Consider the following 24,778-nt stretch of genomic DNA (forward strand, 5'->3'; position numbering starts at 1 on the left):
CTAACCTGGACCAACGGCCGGCGTGGCCGATTCTGCTTGAGGTGAGGGGCGAGATCGGATGACCCAAGCACGTGAACCGGTGACGGTGTTCCTGGTCGACGACCACGGGTTGTTCCGCGCCGGTGCTCGCACCGAGCTGGAGAACTTCTCCGACAAGGTCCGCGTCGTCGGCGAGGCGGGCTCGGTGCGGGAAGCGGTGGCAGGCATCGCCCGCACCAAGCCGCAAGTGGTGCTGCTGGACGTGCACATGCCCGACGGCGGCGGAGCCGAAGTGCTGCGGCGCATCCGGCCCGAGCATCCGGACGTGGTGTTCCTGGCGCTGTCGGTGTCCGACGCGGCCGAGGACGTCATCTCGGTCATTCGCGGCGGCGCCCGCGGGTACGTGACCAAGACGATCTCCTCGCGCGACCTGGTGCAGGCGATTCTGCGGGTCGCCGACGGTGATGCGGTGTTCTCGCCGCGGCTGGCGGGGTTCGTGCTGGACGCGTTCGCCGACCGCCCGGGCGCCGCGCCGATCTCCGACCCGGAGCTGGACCTGCTGACGCCGCGGGAGCGGGACGTGCTGCGTCTGCTGGCGCGCGGGTACGCCTACAAGGAGATCGCCGCCGAGCTGTTCATCTCGGTGAAGACGGTCGAGACGCACGTGTCCTCGGTCCTGCGCAAGACCCAGCTGTCCAACCGCTACGAGCTTTCCCGCTGGGCGTCGGACCGTCGGCTGGTTTAACGCGAAATTCTTCGTCAGGTGGTGATTCCGCGGCGATTTGGGGCCAGGATTAAGGCACCAACTCATCGACGGGCCTACGCGCCACAAGCGCACCGGCCCCATCGCTGAAGGAGTCACCACCATCATGACCCTGGGAGTATTCGAGAGAGGGACTGGTCACGAGCAGGTCGTCTTCGGCTACGACCGCAAGACCGGTCTCAAAGCGATCGTCGGGCTGTATTCCACCGCTCTGGGCCCCGGCCTCGGCGGCACCCGCTTCTACCCGTACGCCGGCGAGGACGACGCCATCACCGATGTGCTGAACCTGTCGCAAGGCATGGCGTACAAGAACGCGCTCGCCGGGCTGCCGCTCGGCGGCGGGAAGGCCGTGATCATCGGCGACCCGCGGAAGGACAAGACGCCGGAGCTGCTGGCCGCTTACGGCCGGTTCATCGACTCGCTGGCCGGCCGGTACATCACCGCGGTCGACGTGGGCACCGACGCCGCAGACATGGACGTCGTGGCGACCCAGACCAAGCATGTGGTGGGCCGTTCGCCGAGCGCGGGCGGGATCGGGGACCCGTCCCCGTACACCGCTTACGGCGTCTACCAGGGAATGCGGGCCGCCGCGGAGCACCGCTGGGGCAGCCCGAGCCTGTCCGGCAAGCGCATCGGCGTGTCCGGTGTCGGCAAGGTCGGCCACCTGTTGATCGGTCATCTGCTCGAGGAAGGCGCCACGGTCGTCATCACCGACGTCCGGCAGGAAGCCATCGACGCCGTCCGGCGCCTGCACCCGGACATCGAGGTGGTCGCCGACACCGACGAGATGGTGCGCACCGAGCTGGACGTCTTCGCGCCGTGCGCGATGGGCGGTGTCCTGCACGACGGCAATGTCGACACGCTGTCCGCGCAGATCGTCTGTGGCGCGGCCAACAACCAGCTGGCGCACCCGGGCATCGCGGAGGCGCTGCGTAAGCGTGGCGTGCTGTACGCGCCGGACTACCTGGTCAACGCCGGTGGCGTCATCCACGTCGCGGACGAGCTGCACGGCTACGACGCCGAGCGTGTCCGGCAGCGGACCGCGCGCATCTTCGACACCACGCGGGAGGTGCTGCAGCTGGCGGAGAAGGAAGACGTCTGCCCGCTGACGGCCGCCAACCGGATCGCGGAAGAGCGGATGGCGAAGGGCTCGCCGCTGGTGGCGGCGCACTAGACGCTCGCAGGGGACCGGGGCCGTGCACCGCGGGTGTGCGGCCCCGGTGCTTGACCTCGAACACCGTGCGCTCCGGTTGCTCGGCGGCGTCAGACCAGGACGAGTTCGGCGAAGACCACACCGACCAGGACGGCGAGCACGATGGCCGCGGCCATCATCGGCGCCGACGGCAGCCCGTACGCCTTGGGTCCGCGGGGCCGGGACGCTTGTGCGAGGTCGAGGTCGTTGCGTGGCCACGGAATCGCCGTGGTCCGGGGCGGCACCGGGGCCTGCGGGCCGGTGATCACCACGGGATGCCGGCCCGGGTTGGCGTGGTCAGCCGGTGCGACCGCGATTCTCGGCCTGGTCGGCTGCTCGCTGTTCGCGGTTTCGGGCGGCTCTGCGGTCGCCGGGCGGGGCGCAGGAATCGTGCGTTGCTCGGCGAGGTGCGGTGCCTTGGCGGCCGCCCGCAGCTCGGCCCACGCGGTCTCCATGGTCGGCCGCAGCGCGGGATTGGCCGATAGCATCCTGCCCAGCAGCGGCTGCAGGGCCGTGTCGGCGAGGTGCCGGAACTTCGGTGGCTTGTCGTCGCTGAACGGGACGGTGCCCTCGCCGGCGTAGAACAGCGTGGCGCCGAGCGCGAACACGTCCGACTCCGTCGTCGGCCGGTCGCCGTCGATGACTTCCGGCGCTTGGAAATCCGGGTTCGCGTGCAGGCCGCCGACACCGAAGTTGGTGATCAGCACGCCACCGTCGTCGGCCAGCAGCACGTTCGACGGCTCGATCGCGCGGTGCAGCAGGCCGATCTCGTGCGCGGCCGCCACCGCCGCGGAGACCTGCGTGCCCAGCATCGCGGTGTCGGCGAACGCGAGTCTGCCGTGGCCGTCCAGGAAGTCCGCCATCGACCGGGACGGCACGTACTCGCTGACGATCCACACGCGGGGACCTTCGGCCAGCACGTCGTAGACGGTCACCGCGCAGCGATGCCGCAGCCGGGCGGCGTGCTTGGCCTGTTCCAGCGCGAACGAGGCGTCCTGCGGGCTGCGTAGCGCAACCGGTTTGGCGACGACCGTGCGGTTCACCCTGGTGTCCTGGGCGATCCACACGGATCCGGCACGCCCTTGCGCTATCGGCTGAGTGAGCCGATAGCGCTCGCCGATCAGCGTGCCTTCCATCGCCCCCTACCCGTCACTGATCGGTCGACACCTCGGACGAGGGGGGCGGATCCTCGGTCGTCGTGCCCGGCGGACCGTCGGAGTCGCTGGTCGGGTCCTCCGGCTCCGAGGTCGGTGCACTGGACGGAGGAATCTCGGGTTCCTCCGGCTCCGCCGACGGCTCGTCCTCCGGCTCCGGAGGCTCGGTGGTGAAGTCGTCCGGCGGCGGTTCCCAGTTGTTCGTGGTCGTCGTCGTGGTCGTCGTGGTTGTTTCCTGCGACGTCGTGGTGGCCTGCTTCGCCGGACGGGCCGACGAGCTGGTGGTGGTCTGCGTGCTGGTGTTGCCTGCGGGCGCCTCCTCGCCGGAGGTGAGGTACAGCGCCGCAGCGGTCACGCCGCCGACCACCAGCGCGGCCGCCGCTGCCGACTTGAGCCAGCCGCCACGCCGAGGCTCCTCGTCCTCCTCGGGCGGCAGCGGTTCCTCCTCGGCAGGGCGCAACGCGGCCGTGCGATCCGCATAGCCCATCGGCCGGGTGTAGTCGTCGGACTCGGCCGGGTAGTCGTCGTAGTCGTCGTACTCGTCGTAGTCCTGGTAGTCCTCGTCGCCCAGGTCGCCTGCCATGGCACCGGCACCCGCGACGGCACCTGCCGCCACCATGGCGGTCGGGTCGCTCTCCACCGGGCCGCCCAGCGGCGTCTCGCCCCGCGCGACCGCCGACAACAGCCGCTCCGCCTCTTCCGCGTCCGGCCTGCGCTCCTTCTCCGGATGCAACAGCACGGCAAGCACGCTGGTCAGCGGACCGGACCGGCGCGGAGGGTTGATCTGGCCCGCGGCGACGGCGTGCAGCAGGCCGAGCGTGTTCTCGCTCAGGCCGAACGGCGGCTGCCCCTCGGTCGCCGCGTACAGCGTGGAGCCGAGGGAGAAGATGTCCGATTCCGGGCCGGGGGTCTGCCCGATGGCGACCTCGGGCGCCAGATACGCCGGGGTGCCCGCGATCATCCCGGTCTTGGTGACGGTGACGTCGTCGGTGGCACGGGAGATCCCGAAGTCGGTGATCTTCACCATGCCGTCCCGGTCGAGCAGGATGTTGCCCGGCTTGATGTCCCGGTGCACCACACCGACCCGGTGCGCGGCGGCCAGTGCGGCGGCGATCTGCGCGCCGATCCGCGCCACCTCCAGCGGCGGCAGCGTCTCGCGCTGCTGCAGCACCGCGGCCAAGCTGGTCGACTCCAGGTACTCCATGATCAGGCAGGGCTGCCCGTGTTCGTCGGTGACGACGTCGAACACCGTGATGGCGTTCTGGTGGTGCAGCCGCGCGGCGATGCGCCCTTCGCGCATCGTGCGCTGCCTGGCTTCCTCCTGTTCGGCCTCGTTGAGACCGGGCTGCAACATCAATTGCTTGATGGCCACCGTCCGGCCCAGCAGTTCGTCATGCGCCTGCCAGACAGCACCCATGGCGCCGGTGCCGATCCGCCTGATGATGCGGTATCGGCCGGCGACAACACGACCTTCGTCGCTCAAATTGCTGCCCCTGTTTCCTCGGCGAGCACCGCGCGGCGGACTTTACCTCACACGCATGCCCCAGTGGTGGGTTGTTGCCCAGGTTAGGGGTTCACTGTCCGCACACGGACCCGGTACCGGCTTGCACCCCCGCCCGGGGGGTGGCAAGCCGCTGTGAGGACAGCAACACGACGTCGGTGATCGCGGGCGGGTCGACCTGCAGCTGGTGGTCGACCCGGTACGCCTCGCCGTCGGTGGTGGTCATCAGCACGGTGGCCTGCACCAGGTCATCGGCCAGTTGACGCAGGTCACGGACCTGGATCCGGTCGAGTTCGCGCCACACGGTCAACAGTGTCCGGCGCTCGTCGTCCGACAGCCTGCTGCCCAGCATGGCCAGCGCCCGCGCGGGTTCGTCGGCCAGCCTCCGGTAGAAGATGATCGCCAGCTCGCACGGGTCGGGGGTCCACATCGCTCGATGTGACGATGCGGGTTCGCTCGCCCCCGGTGACGTACCGGCGCTTCCGGCCGCGGAGGCCGCACCGCCCGGGCGTTGGGCCGCAGGGGCAGGCGCGGCGGCCACCTCGCCGTCGTGTTCGATACCCGCCAGGGCCCGGACGCCGGTCACGTGCTGCGTCGCACCCTGCTGCGGGGCGTCGCGACGCTGACGGTCCAGGAACGCCGCAGCGACGATGGCCGCACACAGCAGCGCCACCGCCGTCACGAGCGCAGCGAGCTTGGCCACCCGCATCGCGGTCGGCTCCGGCTCGGGTTCGGCCGGCTGCTGCGCCGGCCATTCGACGGCGTCATCTGCGAGGTCACCTTCGAGCACGCTCGGGTCACGCATCAGCTCGTTCAGCTCGTCGACATCGACATCGGGGTCGTTCAGCACAGCGGGGTAGAAGACCTCCTCGATGCGGCTGGGCGACCGAGTGGACCGGCCGCCGCCACGAGAGAAGCCAACCACCGGCATCGCCTCGCTTCGGCGCGTCTGTCCGACAACTGGGCCGGCGGTGCGGGCTGTTCCGCACCGCCGGAAACGCACCTACAGCCAACGATGGCGACCCACGTCAGGGCCAGTAATTGTCGGTAAAGGGACGCTCACTGTCGGCAAGCGGTTCAGAGGTCCCCCAACTGGCGTAAGAGATGCACGTGCAGGGGAAATTTCAGCGGCAATCCTGCGTGATTTTGTCGCCCTCTTCGAACCGCAGGGTGCACTGTTGGGTCTCGGTGCTGCCGTCGGTGTAGGTCACCTCGACGGTGTTCACGGTGACCCTGTTCTGCTGGTCGATGTAGATCCGCTTGACCTCGAAGTAGGCCACGTCGGAGTACTTCTCGGCCAGTGCGTCCGCGCCTTGGTCGTGCAACTTGCCGCCGGTTTGCGCGTGCGCCACCTCGGGGTTCTCGGTGACCTCGTTGAGGAAGGTCTCCGAGCGGTCTCCCATCGTCTGCGCGTCCGGCGGGAAGTTGTAGAACGCGTCCCGCTTGACCTCGCGCGGCGCAGGCGTCGGTGGCGGCTTCTCCGGCGGTTCGGGCGCGGGGGAGGAGGCCCCTTCGCTCGGCGACGGTTGCGGTGTGCTGGAGCCCTGCTGGGACGTCGTGCTCCCCGGGGTGGAGTTGCCAGCGCTGCTGGAGTCGCTGACATCGGCCACGTCGGCGATCCGCTGCGGCGTCTTCGACGTGCCGGACTTGGTGCGCGTCGCGTCCTCGTCGTCGGGCCCGCGGTCGGCTAAGCCTTCGTCGTGCGTGATCGGTGGCTTGCCGTGGAACCCGGTCCAACCGTCCACCTCGGCGTTGGTCTGGGGCTGTTGGCTGACCAGGTACGACCCGGCGAGCACCAGCGCGACCGCGACCCCGCAGGACGACATCGTGGCGAACCAGGCCGCCTTGCGCCAGCTGCGCGGGGGAGTGACCGACGCCGGGACGTTGCCGAGGTCGAACTTGCTCAAGCCGTCCACCGGCGGCGCCAGGTACACGCGGACGTCCTCGGACTCCTCGGTCGCGGGGGTCAGTGTGATCTTGGTGCGACGCGGCTTCTCGGGCGATTCGGCCGCCTGGGCCGGGATCGCGATCCTCGGCTCCGACTTCTGGGCTGCGGCAGCCGCCTTCTCAGGGGCCTTCGCCCGCTGCGTTGCTGTGGCGGGCGGCCGCTCGGGCTCGGGGTTCAGCGCCGCCGCGATCGACCGCGAGGCTTGCTCCTGCCGGGCTGCGGCGACCGGATGTGCGGGCTCGAATTCCGCAGCCGGATCGGGCTGGGGTCGTTCGGCCGCCTCGGTGTTCTCAGCCGAAGCTGGTGCGGTCTCCGACGCTGCGTGCTCGGAGGTCACGGCTGCCGCCGGCTCGGACGCCGTGGCTGCTGCCGGCTCAGCCGTCATGGCCGCTGCGGCAGCGCTGCTCTCGCTCGCCGGCGGAGCCTCGGCCGCTGCCTCTGCCGGCAGCGGGATGGGCAGCACTCCGGACATCGAGCCGATCGGAACGATCTCTTCGGTGGGGGCATCGGGAGCGCGGTGGCGGCCACCGTCGCTCACCGGGTCGACCGCGGGCGTCCACGTAGGTCCGCTGCCCGCCTTGCGCCGGTGCCGTCCCGGACGATGGGCCGGGGCGGTGCGTTGAGAACCCGCATCGCTCATGCCCCAGAGACCCCCCTTGCCGGTGTAGTTGACGGCACTGTTCGGGCGATTCCGCCGTTTGGAGTAGCGGAGAGTGATCTCGCGTGCGCGGTACGTCGTGACCGATGCGCGCGAATCTTCACGTGCACCAGCGTAGGAACTAACAGTGAGTTACCCCAGTCGGGGCGACAATTTGCCCCTAATGTCACCCGAGTGCGCGCCTCCGTCCGGGTGAAGTCACGCAATGATTACGGTTTGGCCGGCGGAAACCTTGTCGGTCAGCCGCCGATGCGGTATCGCTCCTGGGTTTCCCGCAACGACTTCACGGCGACGGCGCCCCCGCCACCCGCCACCAACGCGGCCAGCACGTCGACGGCGATCGAGTCGGCCCCGGTCATCGCCCAGCCGACCAGTGCCACGGCGGTGGCCCCCAGCGCCACCGCCCACCGGCCGCGCACGTAAGCGGCCACCGGGGCACCACCTGCCCGCTTGGCGGCCGCGTTGTTCAACAGCGCGAGGTAGGCGTCATGGCCGAGCGCGGCGAGCACGCTCGCGATGGCGATGACGACGGCGATGAGGTTGACGATCGTGCCCATACCTCGAGTGTGAACCGCTCGTGCGCGGCCCGCCTCAGGGTTTTCCCGGAGATCTGTGTCGCCGTGCGGCTACCTGCCGAGCCGTCCCCGGCCCAGGTTGAGCAGGGCGAGCGCGAGCTGACGACCGTCCGGGCCGAGCTCGCGGTAGCGGGCGAGCACGTCCATCTCACGGTTGTAGACGATGCGCGGGCCGCCTGCGGCCATCCGCGCGGCGCCGATCTTGCGCGAGACCTCCACCCGGCGCTTCACCAGACGCAAGATCTCGGCGTCGAGGTGATCGATTTCCGCTCGCAGCTCGTCGATGTCGTGCTCGGTCGGCTGTTCCGTCTCGGTGGTCACGGTTTCCTCGTCTCCTCCCGGCCACCCGGCCCCCGAGCCGACGAAAGCCCCGGGGTCGGTGGACTCCGGGGCTCGGTGTGATGGCTTGTCAGGCACTAGGCGATCACGGGAGCCGGAGTCCGGATCCCGTAGAAAAATCGCCCGTCGTAGTGCCGCATGCGGTCATTCTTGCACAGGACTGTGCCCAGCGGGTAGCCGCGACGGTGTGATGTGGGTGGGGACAAGTACCGTGGACAGTCGATGAGCACCCTTTTCGACCTCCCCGAACAGACTCCCGCCGACCGTGCGGCGGAAGAGCTGCTTGCCGACCTCAACCCGGCCCAGCGCGAAGCGGTCCAGCACACCGGCAGTCCGCTGCTGGTGGTGGCGGGCGCAGGGTCGGGCAAGACCCGTGTGCTGACCAGGCGGATCGCCTACCTGCTGGTGGCCAGGGGCGTGCATCCCGGCGAGGTCATGGCCATCACGTTCACCAACAAGGCGGCCAACGAGATGCGCGAACGCGTCGTCGAGCTGTGCGGCCGCCGGGCGAACGCGATGTGGGTGTCGACGTTCCACCGCATGTGCGTGCGGGTGATGCGCCGCGAGGCGAAGACGCTCGGCATGTCGTCGAACTTCAGCATCTACGACGCCGACGACACCAAACGCCTGGTCACGCTGGTGATCCGGGATCTGGACCTGGACCCGAAGAAGCACCCGCCGCGCGGCGTGGCCAATCAGATCTCGGACTGGAAGAACGAGCTCGTCGACGTCGAGGCCGCTGCGGCTGCGGCGGCCGACGGCGCGCAGCGGGTGGCCGCGGAGGTCTACGCGGAGTACCAGCGGCGGTTGGAGCAGGCCAACGCGTTCGACTTCGACGACCTGATCATGCGCACGGTCCACCTGCTCCAGCAGTTCCCGGACACCGCGGAGTACTACCGCAGGCGGTTCCGGCACGTGCTGGTCGACGAGTACCAGGACACCAATCACGCGCAGTACACGCTGGTGCGCGAGCTGGTCGGCACCGAGGAGTCGGAGTCCGGCGTCGAGCCCGCGGAATTGTGTGTGGTGGGCGATGCGGACCAGTCGATCTACGCCTTCCGTGGCGCGACGATCCGCAACATCGAGGAGTTCGAGCGGGACTTCCCCAATGCGCGCACGATCCTGCTCGAGCAGAACTACCGGTCGACGCAGACGATCCTGTCCGCGGCCAACGCGGTCATCTCGCGCAACCCGAACCGCAGGGACAAGCGGCTGTGGACCGACGCAGGCGACGGCGACAAGATCGTCGGTTACGTCGCCGACAACGCGCACGACGAGGCGGCGTTCGTCGCGGGTGAGATCGACGCACTGGTCGATTCCGGGAAGGCGAAGTATTCCGACATCGCGGTCTTCTATCGCACCAACAATCAGTCCCGGCCGTTCGAGGAGATCTTCATCCGGCTCGGCCTGCCGTACCGCGTGGTCGGCGGTGTGCGGTTCTACGAGCGCCGCGAGGTCCGGGACGCACTGGCCTACCTGCGGGTGCTGGCGAATCCGGAGGACACGGTCAGCCTGCGGCGCATCCTCAACGTGCCCAAGCGCGGTATCGGCGAGCGGGCCGAGGCGGTGGTCGCCACGCACGCCGAACGGGAGCGGATCTCGTTCTACTCGGCCCTGCGTGCCGCCGCCGAGGGCAAGGTCGAGCTGCTGAACACCCGCTCGCAGAAGAACATCGCCGCGTTCGTCGAGCTCTACGACGGGCTGCGGGAAATGGTGCTCGACGACGCCGACCCTGCGGACATTCTGGAGGCGGTGCTGGACCGTACCGGCTACCGAGCCGAGCTGGAGGAGTCCGACGACCCGCAGGACGCCACCAGGGTGGACAACCTCACCGAGCTGGTGACCGTGGCGCGTGAGTTCGCCGAGAACGCCTCGGCCGAGCCGTTGGACGCCGATGCCGCGGCCGCGGCCGATTCGCCCGCGCAGAGCTTGCTGGACGGCTTTCTGGAACGGGTGTCGTTGGTGTCCGACGCCGACTCCGTTCCGGACCCGGACGCCGACGGGGATGCCGAGGAGCATGCCGGCGTGGTCACGTTGATGACAGTGCACACGGCCAAGGGGCTGGAGTATCCGGTGGTGTTCTGCACCGGCTGGGAGGACGGCGTCTTCCCGCACATGCGGGCGTTGTCGGACCCGACGGAGCTGGCGGAGGAACGACGGCTGGCGTACGTGGCCATCACGCGCGCCCGCGAGCGGTTGTACCTCTCGCGGGCGGTGGTGCGCGCCGCGTGGGGCTCGCCGGTGACCAACCCGGCGTCCCGGTTCTTGGACGAGATTCCCGCCGAGTTGCTCGACTGGCGGCGCGAGGAGCCCATGGAGAGCTCGTCGGGGCCGCGCGCGGTGACCAGGTGGGGCCGTGGTGGCGGTTGGGGCGACGGCTCGGCGCAGGCGCGTATTGCGGCCGGTGGCATGCGTACGACGTCGTTCACCGGCTGGAAAGCGGCCTCCGCCAAGCCTGCGTTGCAGTTGGAGGTCGGGGACCGGGTCAATCACGACAAGTACGGCCTTGGCACCGTGATCGCCGCTGAGGGATCGGGGCCGCGCGCCACCGCGACCATCGACTTCGGGTCAGCCGGCACGGTGCGCCTGATGCTGATCGGCAGCGTGCCGATGGTGAAGCTGTGACGTTGGCGCTGTGCACAGGTGGAGTGCCGTAGGCACGGTGCTGGCGGCGCTGTGTTGCCGGCGGCATGACTGCCGCGCGGCCGTTGGTGTTGCGTTGTCGGCGGTGTGACGCGGTAGCGGTGACGTGCGGGTGGTCCCAGCCGACGGCGCGACGCGTCGCCTGCTGAGACCACCCGCGGCGCAACGCCCTGTCCCCGAGTCGCGAGCGCTGCTACTTCCATCCCTCATGGTGTCTGCACCCGCATACCGGCGACCCCGGTGATCACGCCTCCGCTCGGCGGTGTCCCCGGGTGATCAGTACCGAAGCCGTGCGAGTGCTACCCCGTTAACGATCACGTACCCGTGACGCAGCGAGTTCATGCGGTTCGCCCGCGCTCAGCACTGTGACAAGGCGCACGTCGGTGCTACAGTGGTGTTCGAACATATGTTCGATCATGCTGGGGGTGCGATGGATGAATGGTTCACGCTGTTCGCGGCTGCCGTCTGGCGCTATCTCGAGGGAGTCGGGGGTGCGCCTGCGGTGGCGCACTCGGAGACGCAGAAGCTGGCGGCGGCTTGGCGGGCGCTGCTTCGTCTGCATGAGGCCGATCAGCGGGGAACGTGTTCTCGGTGTGCACGCGGTCACCGGGGCAACTGCACGGTCTGGCAGGTCGCCATCGGCTACTTCGTACGGAGGCCCAGCTGAGGCGGGCAGGTGTGCTCAGGTGTCGCGTGTCCGAGGCGGGTGGGTGCGTGTTCGGCCGCACGTTCCGCTCCGGGTGCGCGGTCGGACTGGCATGTCGCCGCTTGCGCGTGACCAGCCAGTCGGGGCGGCCGCTCCTCGGCGTCTGGTCGTACTGTCGCGAGAGCAGCCGGAGGTGCGAGGGCGTGACTGGCCGAATGGGCCGCCCTGGGCGCGGGAGTGGCCGTGGGCTCGGTCGAGGATGAGGCCGCCGTCGACAGGCGATCGGTCAAGCGGCTTGCCGCACGCGGGCAGGCCGAAATGTGCCGCCGGTGCGCTGCCCTCGACGAGCGATCAGGTGTGGCCTCTGGGGATCGTGATGGATCAGAGGTTGACGCCGTGCTGAGCGAGCCAGCCGAGCGGGTCGATCTTGGTGCCGTTGTCGCCCGTCCAGACCTCGAAGTGCAGGTGCGGCCCGGTGGACTGGCCGGCGTTGCCGATCTCGGCGATCTGCTCGCCCGCCTTGACCTTCTGGCCCGCGACCACGTTGTAGTGGAACATGTGGCCGTAGACGGTGACCGTGCCGTCCTCGTGCTGGATCCGCACCCAGTTGCCGAAGCCGCTGGCCGGGCCGGCTTCGATGACCACGCCGTCGGCCGCCGCGACGATCGGGGTGCCGATCGAGTTGGCGATGTCGATGCCGTAGTGCGTGGTGCCCCAGCGGGCGCCGAACACGGAGGTCAGCCGACCTTCGGTGGGCTTGACCACGTCCGGGCGCATGGCCTCTTCGCGCGCCTTGCGGGCGGCTTCGGCCTCGCGCTCCTTGCGCGCGTCGGTGAACTGCTGCGCGCCGCTGAGCTTCTTGGCCTCGGCTCGCGCCGAGGACGCCGGGCCGGCTTGGTCGACGTTGACGAGCACGGGTGCGGCGGGTGCTGCGGCGTCGCCGCCGACGCCACTGGCGCCGTAGGAACCCTGCGAGCTGGCAAGCGATACGTCATCGGCGGTTTGGCTGGCAGCGCCCTGAAGGGCCTGACCTGCGGTCGCTGCAGCGAAAGCGCCTGCGGCCACGGCGGCGACAACCATCCGGCCCCGCAGCGCCGAGGAAGGCGGAGCGAGACGGTGGTGGGTGCGCGGCCGATCGGCGGCGCTCTCCATGGCGACCTGCAGGGCCGGGGACGCAAAACCGCCGGGGGAGCGGTGTCGAGCCAAGGCGGGGCCTTCCAGTACTCGGGGTGCCGATCGCGTCCGTGGAACCGGGCGGGGGATCCCGGTGAGCGGCTTCGGGGGAACCGCTCCAAGTTGCGTGACGCAACCCGTCCCGTTCGTGATCGGACTGTAATGGGGACCGCGAGACTGTAACGAATCGGTACCGCAGGGTGCAAGGTCCCCCCCGGGCTTCTGGGCCAAGTGAGTGGCCTAGATCGCACTGCGAGCTGGGGTAATGACCGACAGTAGTTTGAGTTTTACGCCAATTGGGGTGGTCGTATGTCGTGAAACGTGTCTGATTGATGTAGTTCGACCGGTTCGTTAGGCCGTTCGGGCAGTAGGGCCTGGTCCGATTGCGGATCACTGCCGCGTGGCGCAGGAGACCCCGCCGCGGGCTTGCTACGTTCGCAAGCAATGCCTGCTACATCGCGCTCCTCCGCTGCGAAGTCGGCGGAGTCGACAGCGAAGTCGGTGTCCGGGACGGCGGTGCCAACGGCCGTTCCGCGGCTGCTTACCCCTGCTCTCGTTGCCGCCGTGGTGTCGGCCGCCGCACTGACGGCCGCCGGAGTGCACGGCGTCGTCCAAGAGGCGCCGGACGCGGGCGGGCCGGCATTCACCTCCTGGCCGCTGCTGACCGTGCTCGCCGTGCTGCCCGCTGCCGTGGCCGCACTGCTGGTCTACCGCGGACGGTCCGCGACCGCCGCCGGCGTGCTGATCGGTGTGGCGGCCCTGGCCCCGGGGCGTGCGCTTGCAGATGTGCAGTTCGCCGTGGACTCCTCGCGCGCGACCAGGCCCGAGTTCCTCGTGCCCGGCTCGGTCGGTGCCGACCCGTCGTGGATCGGGTTGCTGTTGTTGCTGACCGGCCACATCGCTGCCGTCGTCGCGGGCGTACTGGCGGTGCGCGCATCCACAGCTCTGCCGGATGACGGACAGGCGCCCGAGGCAGGCAGTCGAGCGGTCGGCATGGCTTCGGTGGTCGTAGCGCTTGCGCTCGCGGTCGGGCTGCTGATGCCCCCGTACGTCTCCGCTGACGCCAACCTGTTGGACAACTCGGCGTTGGACGGCCCCCTGCTGGTCGTGCTGGGTGTGCTCGCGTGCGGGCTCGGCGCGGTGGTCGCGGTCGTGATCGCGCTCAGCGAGCGGTCGTGGGGTCGATTCACCGGGGTGCTCGCCGGTGTGGCCGTCGCGGGCGTGGCCATCGCGCTGCCGAACCTGGCAGCTGCGGTGGTGCGGCCTTGGCTGTCCGCCACGGCGGGTCCGATCGTGGTGCTCGTGGCCGCGGTCGCCCTGCTGGGCGTGCCCGTGGTCGGCACGGTGGCGTCCCGTCGCGAGTCCAGCGCGGCCGGTCCGAGCTCGCGAAACCTCTATGTCGCTGCGGGAGTCCTCGCGCTGCTTGCCGCCATCGGGGCCGTAGTGGGTTCCGGGCAGCCGCTGGTGCGGACGGCGACAGGAGGGGCGGCGGCGCTGTCCGACGCCCAGGTCTGGCTGATCCCGGCCGGTGTCGTCTACGGCCTGCTTGGCGTGGGCATGCTCGTGCCGCGGCTGGCGCCGCTGGTGCGGCCTGCGGTCGCGGTGGCGTGGGTCGGCGTGGTACTGGCCTCTGGACCGGCGCTGCAACTGGCCGTGTCCGCGCCGGATGTACTGGTCGATTCGACAACCGGCGCAGGCGCTCTGTGGATCGCGTTCGCCGTGGCGGCCGCAGCGCTTGCGGCCGGGTGTGCCGTGACCGCAGGCGTGATGGAGCGGGACGGAACCGCGGAGGTGACCAGCCCTGCGGTGCTGCGATGGCTCGCGCTGACGACTGCTGTGGTGGCGGCGGGGACCTTCGTCTTCTCGGCAGTCGGCACCACCGATCAGTACCGAGGGGTCGCGCTGGTGCACCCGCTCGACGTCGCGTTCGGCGGGGCACTCGTCTCGGCAGTGGTGGTCGTGGGCGCCCTGGCGCTGGTGCCGTGGAGCAGGCCCGCCCGCGCGGCGGGCACGCTCGTCGGCGTCCTGTGCGTGCTCCTGGTCCGGATGCTCGAGCCGTTCCTCGTGTCGGCCGCTGTCGGAACCGGCGCATGGCTGGCCGTCGGGTGCGCCGTTCTCACGCTCGTCTTGCTCTCGCTGACCTTCCGGCACGGCCGTGCCAAGAGTGATCGGTGACCCACTTCCCGGTCCTGGGCTGCAGGTTCACCGGGCGAGTCGCTAGGGTCACTGTGTCACAGAACTGTCCGGAAGCTGTCCCGCAGTTGTTCCGACAGTCGTTCCACAACGACGTGTCGTCAGGAGATGCTCCACGGTGGACCTCTACGAGTACCAGGCGAGGGATATCTTCGCCGCCCACGGCGTCCCGGTGCTGCCGGGCTCCGTGGCAGCCACACCCGAAGAAGCACGCGCCGCGGCCGAGAAGATCGGCGGCCAGGTGGTTGTCAAGGCCCAGGTCAAGACCGGTGGCCGCGGCAAGGCCGGTGGCGTGAAACTGGCCGACAACCCGGACGAAGCGCGTGAGAAGGCCGAAGCCATCCTCGGCTTGGACATCAAGGGCCACATCACCCGCAAAGTTCTCGTCGCCCAGGCCTCCGACATCGCGGAGGAGTACTACTTCTCCTTCCTGCTGGACCGCGCCAACCGCACGTTCCTGTGCATCGCCTCCGCGGAAGGCGGCGTCGAGATCGAGCAGGTCGCCAAGGAGAAGCCGGAAGCGGTGGCCAAGATCCAGATCGACCCGATCGCCGGTGTCGACCTGGTCAAGGCGCGCGAGATCGCGGCCGAGGCCAAGTACCCGGAGGCGATCAGGGACGCCGCGGCCGAGGTCATCGTCAAGCTGTGGGAGACCTTCGTGGCCGAGGACGCCACGCTGGTCGAGGTCAACCCGATGGTGCGGGACCCGCAGGACAAGATCATCGCGCTGGACGGCAAGGTCACGCTGGACGACAACGCGTCGTTCCGTCAGCCCGGCCACGCCGAGCTGGTGGACGTGCAGGCCGAGGACCCGCTGGAGGCCAAGGCGAAGGCCAAGGACCTCAACTACGTCAAGCTGGACGGGCAGGTCGGCATCATCGGCAACGGCGCCGGTCTGGTCATGTCCACCCTGGACGTGGTCGCTTACGCGGGCGAGAAGCACGGCGGCGTGAAGCCGGCGAACTTCCTCGACATCGGTGGTGGCGCCTCCGCGGACGTCATGGCCGCCGGCCTGGAAGTCATCCTGAGCGACCCGGACGTCAAGAGCGTGTTCGTCAACGTCTTCGGCGGCATCACCGCGTGTGACGCGGTGGCCAACGGGATCGTGCAGGCCTTCAAGCTGCTGGAGGAGCGCGGCGAGCAGATCACCCGCCCGCTCGTGGTCCGGCTGGACGGCAACAACGCCGACGAGGGCCGCAGGATCCTCGACGAAGCGAAGCTGCCCGGCGTGCAGCGGGTGGACACCATGGACGCTGCGGCCGACAAGGCCGCCGAACTCGCGAACGCGGGGGTCTGACAGCGATGGCTATCTTCCTCAACGAGAACTCCAAGATCATCGTCCAGGGCATGACGGGCTCCGAGGGCACCAAGCACACCGCCCGCATGCTCGCCTCCGGCGCCAACGTGGTCGGTGGTGTCAACGCCCGCAAGGCAGGCCATCAGGTCGAGATCGGCGGCAAGCAGCTGACCGTGTTCGGCACCGTCAAGGAAGCCATGGCGGAGACCGGCGCCGACGTGTCGGTGCTGTTCGTGCCGCCGAAGTTCGCCAAGGACGCGGTGATCGAGGCGATCGACGCCGAGATCCCGCTCGCCGTGGTGATCACCGAGGGCATCCCGGTGCACGACTCGGCGTACTTCTGGGCGCACGCCAAGGCCAAGGGCAACAAGACCCGCATCATCGGCCCGAACTGCCCGGGTGTCATCAGCCCCGGCAAGTCCAACGCGGGCATCATCCCGGCGGACATCACCGGCCCCGGCAAGATCGGCCTGGTCTCCAAGTCCGGCACGTTGACCTACCAGCTGATGTACGAGCTGCGCGACATCGGCTTCAGCACCGCGGTGGGAATCGGTGGCGACCCGGTCATCGGCACCACGCACATCGACGCGCTGGAGGCGTTCGAGGCCGACCCGGAGACGTCGGTCATCGTGATGATCGGCGAGATCGGTGGTGACGCCGAGGAGCGGGCGGCCGAGTTCATCAAGGCCAACGTCACCAAGCCGGTGGTCGGCTACGTCGCGGGCTTCACGGCCCCGGAGGGCAAGACGATGGGGCACGCGGGCGCGATCGTGTCCGGCTCGTCGGGCACCGCGGCGGCGAAGAAGGAGGCGCTGGAGGCGGCAGGCGTGAAGGTCGGCAAGACCCCCAGCGAGACCGCCGAGATCGCACGCGAACTGTACAAATCCCTCTAAAGCGGCACAGTTCTCGGTTCGAAGGGCGTTTCGGCCACCGCATCGGTGGCAGGAGCGCCCTTCGGCGTATTCTTCGCCAAGGCGTCCGGCAAAACGCGGTGAAACCAACTTGCCCCGGTGTACGTCGGAGCGGCGACGTCGGTTAACGTCCGCGCACGACGTGCCAGGTCCACGCGGCGCGTGGTGTCGGCCCGAGTTCCGCATAACACAACAGGAGAGACGGATGAACTACCCGAGTGGTGGGTTCCCTGCGCAGGGGCCGCAACAGCCGCAGCAGCAAGGCGGCCAGTACTACCCACAGCAGCAACAGCGTGCCGGCATGAAGATGGACATCGGCACGATCCTGCACCTGGTGATCGCCTTCTTCGGCCTGCTGATCCTGTTCTTCGGGTTCATCGACTTCGGCTCGGCGTTCGGTGGCGCGGTCAGCGCCTACGAGATGTTCTACGGCTGGATCCCGGCGCTCTACCTGACCGCAGGCCTGCTGGCGCTGCTCGGGGTGCTGCCGGGTGACGCCAAGCCCGGCGCCTTGCCCGCGATCGTCTCGCTGGCGACCACGTTCGCCCTGCTGTTCACGACGTTCGAGGGGCCGAGCCTGGAGGCAGGCGGCATCCTGATCCTGATCGTCGGCATCCTGCAGACGCTCGGTGCCGTCGCCGCCTACTTGATCTCCGAGAAGGTCATCAAGATCCCGGCGGGCGGCCAGCCGCAGCAGTTCGGCCAGCCCGGCTACGGCCAGGCGCAGGGCTTCGGTGGCCCGCAGCCGCAACAGCAGCAGTACGGCCAGCAGGGTGGTCAGCAGCAGGCACAGCAGCCCACCACCTACACCGGTCACCAGGGCCAGTTCTCGCAGCAGCCGCCGCAGAACGGCTGACGATCCGCACGTCACGGCCGGCGTTCCGGACGGGACGCCGGCCGTTGTGCTGTCCGGACACCCGGCCGGGTAAGCGTCGACACAGCGCGGCGCGCCTACCCCCGGATGGGCGAATCCGGATGTCAAGCTGCAAACACGATGGTGAGGCAGGGAGTCGCCCGCGGCGTCGGGACGGAGCGCATGCGCGTTCTCCTGACGGTCGCGACATTGCCGCTGCTGGCGGGATATGCGGCCGTGGCAGCGCTGCTCGCGGTGGTCGCCGCGCTGGCCACGCAGGCGTCGTTCTCGCCCGGTCAGATTTTGCTCGCCGCGGCGCCCGGCTGGCTCGGTGCGCACCAGGTGCCACTGACCTTGAGTGGGGAACCGCTCGCGATGCTGCCGATGGCGCTGACCGTGCTGCTCGGTGTGCTCATCGCTCGTTCGGCAGCGGGCGCGGTCGAACGGCTGGACGGCCGCAGGACGCATCGCGCCCTGGTGATCGTCAGCACGATGGCTTGCGCGCACGCGGTCGCCGGGGTGGGCATCGCGATCGCCTCGTACGGCGCACGGCTGTCCGCCGACCCGCTTGAGTCGTTCTTCATCCCCGGGTTGGTCGCGGCCGCGGCGGCGACGCTCGGACTGGTTCGTCCCTGTGGGTTGATCGCTGCGCTGCGTCCCTACCTGGTGCCGGTCGCCACGGCCGGCCTGCGCGCCGGACTGCTCGGCCTTGTCGGGCTGCTCGCGGCCGGTAGTGCGGTCTTCGCGATCGCTTCCGTGCTGTCCGCTCCGCAGGCGCAAAGTCTGTTCACCGCGGGGGCGCCGGGCTTCGGCAGCGGGCTCGGGATGCTGTTGCTGTGCCTGGCCTACGTGCCGAACGCCGCACTGGCGGCGGTCGGATTCGTCGTCGGGCCCGGGTTCTCCTTCGGCGACCTGCAGCTCAGCCCGTACTCGTACAGCACGGCGGACGTGCCCGCCGTGCCGCTGCTCGCCGCGCTTCCCGATGGGCCCGCCGACTGGTGGCGCGCGCTGGTGATCCTGCCGCTCGGCGTGGGTGTTCTCGTCGGCCTGCGCTTGCGGAAGTCGTCGCCGAGTCCGCTGCAGCGCCTGCGGTCGGTCTTCGTCGCCGGTGCCGTGGTCGGCTTCGGCATCGTCGTACTCGGCGCACTCGCGAGCGGGCGCATCGGGACGTCCGGCGGCCTGATGTTGGATCTCGGCGCGGTGTCGCTGGCCTCGTTCTGCTGGGTAGCCATACCGGCTGCCGTCGTCGCGTACTTCGCCGGTGAGCGGCCGCGGAAGCGAGCCGAGCCGAAATCCCAGCACGACGAGGACACCGCAGACGAGGAGACCGACGAACCAGAGTCGGAAGCCGAGGACGAGAAGCCGGACCAGGACGCGAAGCCGGAAACCGAAGACGAGGAGCCCGCCGAAAGCTCTGCCACCGATCAGGAGTCGGAGCCGCCGAAATCCGGCGAACCGCAGCCCGAGGAGGACGAGCAGGCGGAGAGCGAGCCCACAGCTGACGATCCCGACGAAGACGCTCAGCCGGAAAGACTCTAGGGTTGCTGGTGTCGTCATCCCGGTGAGAACGAGGCGCGTAGGTGCATAGCGAGTCCGAGTCCCCCGCAGAATCGGTGATCAGGCTCGAGCTGCCGAACCCGGCGCGGCTCGTGGTGTTGGCGTCCGGGTCGGGCACCTTGCTGCAGTCACTGATCGACGCCACTGCCTCTCCCGACTACCCGGCCGACATCGTCGCAGTGGGCTCCGACCGGCCGCAGGCGCAAGCGCTGCACCGAGCCCGCGCCGCCGGGATCCCGGACTTCGTCGTGCGACTTGCCGACCATCCCGACCGGGCGGCGTGGGACACCGCGCTGACCGAGGCCGTCGCGGCCTACCGGCCGGACCTGGTGGTGTCGGCGGGTTTCATGAAACTGCTGGGCCCACGCTTCTTGGAGAAGTACGACTCGCGCGTGGTGAACAGTCACCCGGCGCTGCTGCCGTCGTTCCCCGGCATGCACGCGGTACGCGACGCGCTGGCCGCCGGCGTCTCGGTCACGGGCACGACGGTGCACTTCGTCGACGCCGGGGTGGATTCCGGGCCGATCATCGCCCGCCGGTCGGTGGAGGTCCTGCCCACCGACGACGAGGAGAGCTTGCACGAGCGGATCAAGGTCATCGAGCGGACTCTGCTGGTCGACGTGGTCAGCACGTTGGTCCGGCACGGCTGCACCATCGTCGACGGGAGGGTCGAGATTTCATGACTGGTACGCGTCCGGTGAAGCGCGCACTCATCGGGGTGTCGGACAAGACCGGCCTGGCCGAGCTGGCCACCGGGCTGCACAAGGCAGGCGTGGAGATCGTTTCCACCGGCGGCACAGCCAAGGCCATCGCGGACGCCGGCGTACCGGTCGTCCCGGTCGAGCAGCTGACCGGCTTCCCCGAGTCGCTGGACGGCCGGGTGAAGACGCTGCACCCGGCCGTGCACGCCGGATTGCTGGCCGACCTGCGCAAGCCGGAGCACGTCCAGCAGCTCGACGAGCTGGGCATCGCCCCGTTCGACCTGCTGGTGGTCAACCTGTACCCGTTCGAGCAGACCGTGGCCTCCGGTGCGGCGCCGGACGAGTGCGTCGAGCAGATCGACATCGGTGGGCCCGCGATGGTGCGGGCGGCGGCCAAGAACCATCCGAGCGTCGCCGTCGTCGTCGACCCCGCGCACTACGAGTGGGTTCTCGAGCGTGTCGCGGCAGGCGGGTTCACGCTGGCGGAGCGGCAGAAGCTCGCGGCGCAGGCCTTCGCGCACACGGCCAGTTATGACGTGGCGGTCGCCTCCTACCTAGGCAGCGTCGTGGCGCCGGAGACCGACACCGTGTTCCCCGCCTGGGTGGGTGCGACGTGGCAGCGTTCCGGCGTCCTGCGCTACGGCGAGAACCCACACCAGCAGGCGGCGCTGTACGTGTCGGGTCGTCCTGGCCTGGCCTCGGCGCAGCAGCTGCACGGCAAGGAGATGTCGTACAACAACTATGTCGACGCCGATGCCGCGCTGCGGGCCGCGTATGACCACGAGCAGCCCGCCGTGGCGATCATCAAGCACGCCAACCCGTGCGGAATCGCGGTCGGTTCGGACGTCGCAGAGGCCCACCGGAAGGCGCACGCGTGCGACCCGCTGTCCGCGTTCGGCGGCGTGATCGCGGTGAACACCGAGGTTTCCGTCGCCATGGCCGAGCAGGTCGCCGACGTTTTCACCGAGGTCATCGTGGCGCCGTCGTACGAGGACGGCGCGGTCGAGGTGCTGCAGCGCAAGAAGAACGTGCGGATCCTCGTCTGTCCTCCACCGGAGCGCACGGGTGCCGAGATGCGGGCCGTCTCCGGTGGGTTGCTGCTCCAGCAGCGTGACGCGGTGGACGCCGACGGGGACGACCCGGCCAACTGGACGCTTGCGTGCGGTCCCGCCGCCGACGAGGCGACGTTGGCCGACTTGCGGTTCGCCTGGCGTGCGGTGCGCGCGGTCAAGTCCAACGCCATCCTCCTGGCATCCGACGGCGCGAGCGTCGGTGTGGGCATGGGTCAGGTCAACCGGGTCGACTCGTGCCGGCTCGCGGTACAGCGGGCAGGCGACCGGGCAGCCGGGTCGGTGGCCGCCTCGGACGCGTTCTTCCCGTTCCCGGACGGGCTCGAGGTGCTCGTCGAAGGTGGCGTGCGGGCCGTCGTGCAGCCGGGTGGCTCGGTGCGTGACGCCGAGGTCGTCGCGGCCGCGGAGGCAGCGGGTATCACGATGTACTTCACCGGCGTCCGGCACTTCGCCCACTGAGTCACCGCGTCACCGCAGCGATTCGAGTCCGTGGAACAAGCAGCTGGCGATGTAGGTCGGTCAGCACCGAATCGCGGATTCAGGGAATGACTGTGCGCTGCAGTTCGGCCGTGCCTTCGCACAGTGCTTGAGAGCGGGCGTCGAGGCGTTCGTCGCGGGCCGCCAGCATCCGGCGGACCTCTTGCAGGCCGTGCGGATGACGCAGGTGCGGCATCACCTCGGCCAGCATCGGGATGGGATAGCCCGCCTGGCGCAATTGGTGAACGATGCGCGCGTCCCGGACCTGGGCAGGTGTGTAGCGCCGCGTCCGGGTGTGCGGGTCGCGGTCGGGGACGACGAGTCCCTCCGCGTCCCAGTGCCGCAGCGTCGACGTGCGGATTCCGAGTGCGTCCGCGAGTTCGGAGATCGTCATCGCATCCGATGCGCGAACGTCTGCGATGGGCTCGAGAGTGATGGCCTCGGCTGCCTGCTTGGCCATGGCGAGCTGTTGGCGTTGCCGGTGGAGATCTGCGTGCGCGGCGTCCAGCAGCGCCAGTGCTTGCGATCGCGCGTTCGCATTCACTGCGCGCAGCACCTTCTTGGCTTCGACGGGTCCCATTCCGGCAGCGAGTCCGCGATAGGCCAGAGCCGCGTGAACGTGCTCGTCGCGGTAGACGCGATGGCCCCCCGGCGTACGGTCGGCCGGCGGCAGCACGCCACTGTCCTCCAGCAGGCGTATTTGCTGGACCGAGTATCCGCTGCGCCGTGCCACATCGACCGTGCGTAGTGCGACTTTCGACTTGGCGCCCATCAACCAGCACGGTAGCGACAAAAGTCGCCATAAGCACTTCAATGCGACGCTTCAAGCATGGACATGAAGGAGATCATCGACTTCGTCGCCGGGATGCCCGGGGTGTTGGCCATGCTCCCCGGGCCTGGGGACGGAACACCCGAGCTGGCCTGGGGTGACGCGTTCTTCTACTACGCACCGGACGGCGTGCCACCGAAGACCGGACAGCCGTTCGCCACGATCGTGACCAAGGACTACCCGGGCGACGAGGACTCCCGGCTCAACCGGCCTGGGGCCTTCCGGGTGAACCTCTTCGCCGGCCACGAGGCGTTCGAGCGGTGGACCGGGCAACGGCCGCGGGATTTCCGGCCGGGTTCGGTCGACGTGAGCCGATCCGATGTGATCTTCGGCCACCCGGTCTACGGCACGCTCGGCTGGCTGGCCGTGGTCAACCCTGGGCCGCGAACGGAGGCGGATGTGCGTGTATTGCTCCGAGATGCCTACCAGCTCGCCCGGACCCGTCGCGAGCGCCGAGAAGAACGCAGGAGGCCCGCGACGCCGTAAATCTGCTTCGGTAGTGCGCGGAGCATCTGCAGGTGAGAGTGAACATTGGGAAACGATGCTTGCGGTGGGGTAAGTTTCCCGCGTGACCACGCAGGGCCATCCGAGGCGTCAGCCGCCTGGCTACCGGCCGCCGCCGTCCGCGGCCTACCACCGGCCGCCCGCGGCAGGTCCGCCGCGCCGGCCGCGGTCCCGGCGCAGCTGGCCGTTCGTGGTGCTTGGTCTTGTGCTGGTCGCGGTGCTGCTGGTCGGTGGTTACCTGGCGCTGGTCTACTACCGCTCGGTCGGCGCTTCCCCACGCGCGGAGCCCGTGCCGGAGGAGTGTGAATTGCCTGCCGAGTTGCTCGCGGAGGCGGGTACGCCGAGCTGGCAGAGTGGTCCGTTGCGGATGCGAGGTGGCGTCGAGGGCGTGGGCTGCGAATGGGTCGCCGCCGCTGACGAGAACGTGCGCAAGCGTCGGCTGCTCGTCACCGTTGATCACTATCCGTCGCCCGACGCAGCCGAGGAAGCGCTGGTCGAACGCACCGCGAAGGACGAGTCGCTGGTCGAACAGGACGCGGTCGGTGACAAGGCTTTCGTGCGGGCGGTCGACGGGGCAGCCGTGTTGGTGGGTCGCCGGGGGAAGACCTTGGTCGACGTGCAGCTCGGTGGCTCGGACAAGACTTTTCTCAGCGGCCTGCTCGGCGAATCGGAGGAGGTCGCCGCGCCTGCCGGGAGGTTGCGGGAACTGACGATCGCGATCGGCCGGGAACTGCTCGACAACGTGCGCTGAGCGCCGCCGAGTACGTCTTCGGCTGAGCGCCGTCGAGTACGTCTTCGCAGGCCGGCCTGGGGCTGGTCGGCCTGTCGTTGTCACGGTCGCGATGGCCCGATGGTGTGGCCGTTCATCACGCGCTTGACAAGCGTCGGTCGGTGGCGTTCACTATGGATATCGAACATATGTTCGAAGGCGAGGAGCCACCGTCTCTCCACGGTGGCCGATGGCCGGGCTGGCGGTCGCCCGGTCATGGTTCCCGGGAGGTGATGGGTATGGCGGGCGCGCTCACGTCCACGGTGCCAGGGGGCACTGACACCGTGGACGGTGCGGTAGCCCGGCTGGCGTCGTTGCCGGGGTTGACCACCGCGAGCGAGGTGGCCGCCGACGTTGCGGGAGCGTCGGCGGCGGGCAAGCTCCTCCCGGTGGTGCCTGAACTGGAGGCCGTGCTGCCCCTCAGGGGCCTGCGGAGGGGCAGCACGGTGTCCGTCACGGGGTCGCGGGCGGCGTTGCTCGCGTTGTTGGCGCGGGCGACCGCGGCGGGGTCGTGGGCAGCCGTGGTGGGGCTTCCGGATGTCGGCCTCGTTGCGGCCGCCGAACTGGGTGTCGAGTTGCGCAGGTTGGCGCTGGTGCCTCGCCCGGGTCCGGATGCGGTGCGGGTGGCCGCGAGCCTGTTCGACGGGGTGGACATCGTCGTCCTGCCCGGCGGGGCGGGCACGACGGCGGCGTCCGCCCGGCGGTTGTCCGCTCGCGCACGGCATCGCGGTGGTGTGCTCATCGCCGAAGGCCGCTGGCCGGGGGCCGAGGTGGAGCTGACCTGCGCGCCGGGTGCGTGGGATGGGGTTGACGAGTTCGGTAAGGGCTATCTGTCCGCTCGCACGATGCGGATCCGGGGGCGCGGGAGGTCGTCGGCTCAGGTGCGGGAGACGACCGTGCTGTTGCCGGGGCCGAGCGGCCGTGTCGAGGCGGGTGAGCAGGCGCTACGGCTCGAGGTGGCGAGCTGATGGCGCGACGAGCACGGGGACGTTCACCGCGCAGCCGCTCGTCCGCGCGAGGCCGGCGTTCGGTGCGGTCGCAACCTG

The 24,778-nt window shown here is 69.6% G+C and carries 21 protein-coding genes; 13 read left to right on the forward strand and 8 right to left on the reverse strand.

Going from position 1 to position 24,778, the window contains the following annotated elements:
* The first annotated feature begins 58 nt into the window (after positions 1–58).
* Together YWM_RS0119830 and YWM_RS0119835 are read left to right on the forward strand one after the other, a co-directional pair.
* Positions 59–724 (forward strand): response regulator, encoded by a 666-nt coding sequence (locus YWM_RS0119830; RefSeq protein WP_028852152.1) that lies wholly within the window; start codon positions 59–61, stop codon positions 722–724.
* A 124-nt stretch (positions 725–848) separates the two neighbouring features.
* Positions 849–1,916 carry a Glu/Leu/Phe/Val family dehydrogenase gene (locus YWM_RS0119835; RefSeq protein ID WP_028852153.1) on the forward strand — a complete coding sequence of 356 codons (1,068 nt, stop codon included), beginning with the start codon at positions 849–851 and terminating at the stop codon, positions 1,914–1,916.
* Between the two features lie 89 nt (positions 1,917–2,005).
* On the opposite strand, the gene YWM_RS24685 is transcribed toward YWM_RS0119835, so the two are convergent.
* The 6 genes from YWM_RS24685 to YWM_RS0119875 form a co-directional block, all read right to left on the reverse strand.
* Complete coding sequence (locus YWM_RS24685; RefSeq protein ID WP_043661593.1) at positions 2,006–3,070, reverse strand: protein kinase domain-containing protein; 1,065 nt, start codon at positions 3,068–3,070, stop codon at positions 2,006–2,008.
* Positions 3,071–3,083: 13 nt separating this feature from the next.
* On the reverse strand, positions 3,084–4,571 hold the full coding sequence (locus YWM_RS0119855) for a serine/threonine-protein kinase (RefSeq protein ID WP_028852156.1): 1,488 nt from the start codon (positions 4,569–4,571) through the stop codon (positions 3,084–3,086).
* Between the two features lie 91 nt (positions 4,572–4,662).
* The gene (locus YWM_RS0119860; RefSeq protein ID WP_028852157.1) at positions 4,663–5,520 is read right to left on the reverse strand and encodes a hypothetical protein; all 858 of its coding nucleotides are present in this window, start codon (positions 5,518–5,520) and stop codon (positions 4,663–4,665) included.
* Positions 5,521–5,713: 193 nt separating this feature from the next.
* Positions 5,714–7,177 carry a hypothetical protein gene (locus YWM_RS24690; RefSeq protein ID WP_156914845.1) on the reverse strand — a complete coding sequence of 488 codons (1,464 nt, stop codon included), beginning with the start codon at positions 7,175–7,177 and terminating at the stop codon, positions 5,714–5,716.
* Between the two features lie 257 nt (positions 7,178–7,434).
* Positions 7,435–7,752 carry a hypothetical protein gene (locus YWM_RS0119870; RefSeq protein ID WP_156914846.1) on the reverse strand — a complete coding sequence of 106 codons (318 nt, stop codon included), beginning with the start codon at positions 7,750–7,752 and terminating at the stop codon, positions 7,435–7,437.
* A 69-nt stretch (positions 7,753–7,821) separates the two neighbouring features.
* Positions 7,822–8,091 (reverse strand): chorismate mutase, encoded by a 270-nt coding sequence (locus YWM_RS0119875; RefSeq protein WP_028852159.1) that lies wholly within the window; start codon positions 8,089–8,091, stop codon positions 7,822–7,824.
* A gap of 240 nt (positions 8,092–8,331) precedes the next feature.
* Here YWM_RS0119875 and pcrA point away from each other — a divergent pair, with 240 nt between their 5' ends.
* Positions 8,332–10,734: a DNA helicase PcrA gene (gene pcrA / locus YWM_RS0119880; protein ID WP_028852160.1), complete on the forward strand. Its 2,403-nt coding sequence runs from the start codon at positions 8,332–8,334 to the stop codon at positions 10,732–10,734.
* A gap of 1,045 nt (positions 10,735–11,779) precedes the next feature.
* On the opposite strand, the gene YWM_RS0119890 is transcribed toward pcrA, so the two are convergent.
* Positions 11,780–12,550, reverse strand: a complete 771-nt coding sequence (locus YWM_RS0119890; RefSeq protein ID WP_084612525.1) for a M23 family metallopeptidase — start codon at positions 12,548–12,550, stop codon at positions 11,780–11,782.
* Positions 12,551–13,015: 465 nt separating this feature from the next.
* Here YWM_RS0119890 and YWM_RS27095 point away from each other — a divergent pair, with 465 nt between their 5' ends.
* The 7 genes from YWM_RS27095 to purH all read left to right on the forward strand — a co-directional run bounded on the left by YWM_RS27095 (position 13,016) and on the right by purH (position 21,612).
* Positions 13,016–14,746 (forward strand): hypothetical protein, encoded by a 1,731-nt coding sequence (locus YWM_RS27095; protein ID WP_156914847.1) that lies wholly within the window; start codon positions 13,016–13,018, stop codon positions 14,744–14,746.
* 136 nt (positions 14,747–14,882) lie between these two features.
* Entirely contained in the window at positions 14,883–16,061 is a 1,179-nt protein-coding gene (gene sucC / locus YWM_RS0119900) for an ADP-forming succinate--CoA ligase subunit beta (protein WP_028852163.1), read from the forward strand.
* A 5-nt stretch (positions 16,062–16,066) separates the two neighbouring features.
* Positions 16,067–16,954, forward strand: coding sequence for a succinate--CoA ligase subunit alpha (sucD, locus tag YWM_RS0119905; RefSeq protein WP_028852164.1), 888 nt, complete (start codon positions 16,067–16,069; stop codon positions 16,952–16,954).
* 223 nt (positions 16,955–17,177) lie between these two features.
* Positions 17,178–17,828, forward strand: coding sequence for a DUF5336 domain-containing protein (locus YWM_RS24705; protein WP_052345171.1), 651 nt, complete (start codon positions 17,178–17,180; stop codon positions 17,826–17,828).
* Between the two features lie 180 nt (positions 17,829–18,008).
* Positions 18,009–19,364: a cell division protein PerM gene (locus tag YWM_RS24710; RefSeq protein WP_052345174.1), complete on the forward strand. Its 1,356-nt coding sequence runs from the start codon at positions 18,009–18,011 to the stop codon at positions 19,362–19,364.
* A gap of 74 nt (positions 19,365–19,438) precedes the next feature.
* Entirely contained in the window at positions 19,439–20,065 is a 627-nt protein-coding gene (gene purN / locus YWM_RS0119920; RefSeq protein ID WP_028852165.1) for a phosphoribosylglycinamide formyltransferase, read from the forward strand.
* The gene (gene purH, locus YWM_RS0119925) at positions 20,062–21,612 is read left to right on the forward strand and encodes a bifunctional phosphoribosylaminoimidazolecarboxamide formyltransferase/IMP cyclohydrolase (RefSeq protein ID WP_028852166.1); all 1,551 of its coding nucleotides are present in this window, start codon (positions 20,062–20,064) and stop codon (positions 21,610–21,612) included. Before purN ends, purH begins: the two co-directional genes overlap by 4 nt.
* A gap of 79 nt (positions 21,613–21,691) precedes the next feature.
* Here purH and YWM_RS24715 read toward each other — a convergent pair whose 3' ends face one another.
* Positions 21,692–22,402 (reverse strand): MerR family transcriptional regulator, encoded by a 711-nt coding sequence (locus YWM_RS24715; RefSeq protein WP_043661598.1) that lies wholly within the window; start codon positions 22,400–22,402, stop codon positions 21,692–21,694.
* A gap of 57 nt (positions 22,403–22,459) precedes the next feature.
* Here YWM_RS24715 and YWM_RS0119935 point away from each other — a divergent pair, with 57 nt between their 5' ends.
* From YWM_RS0119935 to YWM_RS24725, 3 genes are all read left to right on the forward strand, one after another.
* A complete protein-coding gene (locus tag YWM_RS0119935) occupies positions 22,460–22,945 on the forward strand; it encodes a DUF6194 family protein (RefSeq protein ID WP_028852167.1) in 486 nt (161 codons plus the stop codon).
* A gap of 82 nt (positions 22,946–23,027) precedes the next feature.
* Positions 23,028–23,714: a hypothetical protein gene (locus tag YWM_RS24720; protein WP_028852168.1), complete on the forward strand. Its 687-nt coding sequence runs from the start codon at positions 23,028–23,030 to the stop codon at positions 23,712–23,714.
* A gap of 257 nt (positions 23,715–23,971) precedes the next feature.
* Entirely contained in the window at positions 23,972–24,700 is a 729-nt protein-coding gene (locus YWM_RS24725) for a hypothetical protein (protein WP_052345177.1), read from the forward strand.
* Positions 24,701–24,778 lie beyond the last annotated feature (78 nt).

The organism is Thermocrispum municipale DSM 44069 (genome assembly GCF_000427825.1).
Classification (GTDB): Bacteria; Actinomycetota; Actinomycetes; order Mycobacteriales; family Pseudonocardiaceae; genus Thermocrispum; species Thermocrispum municipale.

Excerpts from the sequence above, each read along its gene's own strand:
- YWM_RS0119830 (WP_028852152.1), top strand. The coding sequence starts at position 59 with ATGACCCAAGCACGTGAACCGGTGACGGTGTTCCTGGTCGACGACCAC.
- YWM_RS0119835 (WP_028852153.1), top strand. The coding sequence starts at position 849 with ATGACCCTGGGAGTATTCGAGAGAGGGACTGGTCACGAGCAGGTCGTC.
- YWM_RS24685 (WP_043661593.1), bottom strand. The coding sequence starts at position 3,070 with ATGGAAGGCACGCTGATCGGCGAGCGCTATCGGCTCACTCAGCCGATA.
- YWM_RS0119860 (WP_028852157.1), bottom strand. The coding sequence starts at position 5,520 with ATGCCGGTGGTTGGCTTCTCTCGTGGCGGCGGCCGGTCCACTCGGTCG.
- YWM_RS24690 (WP_156914845.1), bottom strand. The coding sequence starts at position 7,177 with ATGAGCGATGCGGGTTCTCAACGCACCGCCCCGGCCCATCGTCCGGGA.
- YWM_RS0119870 (WP_156914846.1), bottom strand. The coding sequence starts at position 7,752 with ATGGGCACGATCGTCAACCTCATCGCCGTCGTCATCGCCATCGCGAGC.
- pcrA (WP_028852160.1), top strand. The coding sequence starts at position 8,332 with ATGAGCACCCTTTTCGACCTCCCCGAACAGACTCCCGCCGACCGTGCG.
- YWM_RS0119890 (WP_084612525.1), bottom strand. The coding sequence starts at position 12,550 with ATGGAGAGCGCCGCCGATCGGCCGCGCACCCACCACCGTCTCGCTCCG.
- YWM_RS27095 (WP_156914847.1), top strand. The coding sequence starts at position 13,016 with ATGCCTGCTACATCGCGCTCCTCCGCTGCGAAGTCGGCGGAGTCGACA.
- sucD (WP_028852164.1), top strand. The coding sequence starts at position 16,067 with ATGGCTATCTTCCTCAACGAGAACTCCAAGATCATCGTCCAGGGCATG.
- YWM_RS24705 (WP_052345171.1), top strand. The coding sequence starts at position 17,178 with ATGAACTACCCGAGTGGTGGGTTCCCTGCGCAGGGGCCGCAACAGCCG.
- YWM_RS24710 (WP_052345174.1), top strand. The coding sequence starts at position 18,009 with ATGCGCGTTCTCCTGACGGTCGCGACATTGCCGCTGCTGGCGGGATAT.
- purH (WP_028852166.1), top strand. The coding sequence starts at position 20,062 with ATGACTGGTACGCGTCCGGTGAAGCGCGCACTCATCGGGGTGTCGGAC.
- YWM_RS24715 (WP_043661598.1), bottom strand. The coding sequence starts at position 22,402 with ATGGGCGCCAAGTCGAAAGTCGCACTACGCACGGTCGATGTGGCACGG.
- YWM_RS0119935 (WP_028852167.1), top strand. The coding sequence starts at position 22,460 with ATGGACATGAAGGAGATCATCGACTTCGTCGCCGGGATGCCCGGGGTG.
- YWM_RS24725 (WP_052345177.1), top strand. The coding sequence starts at position 23,972 with ATGGCGGGCGCGCTCACGTCCACGGTGCCAGGGGGCACTGACACCGTG.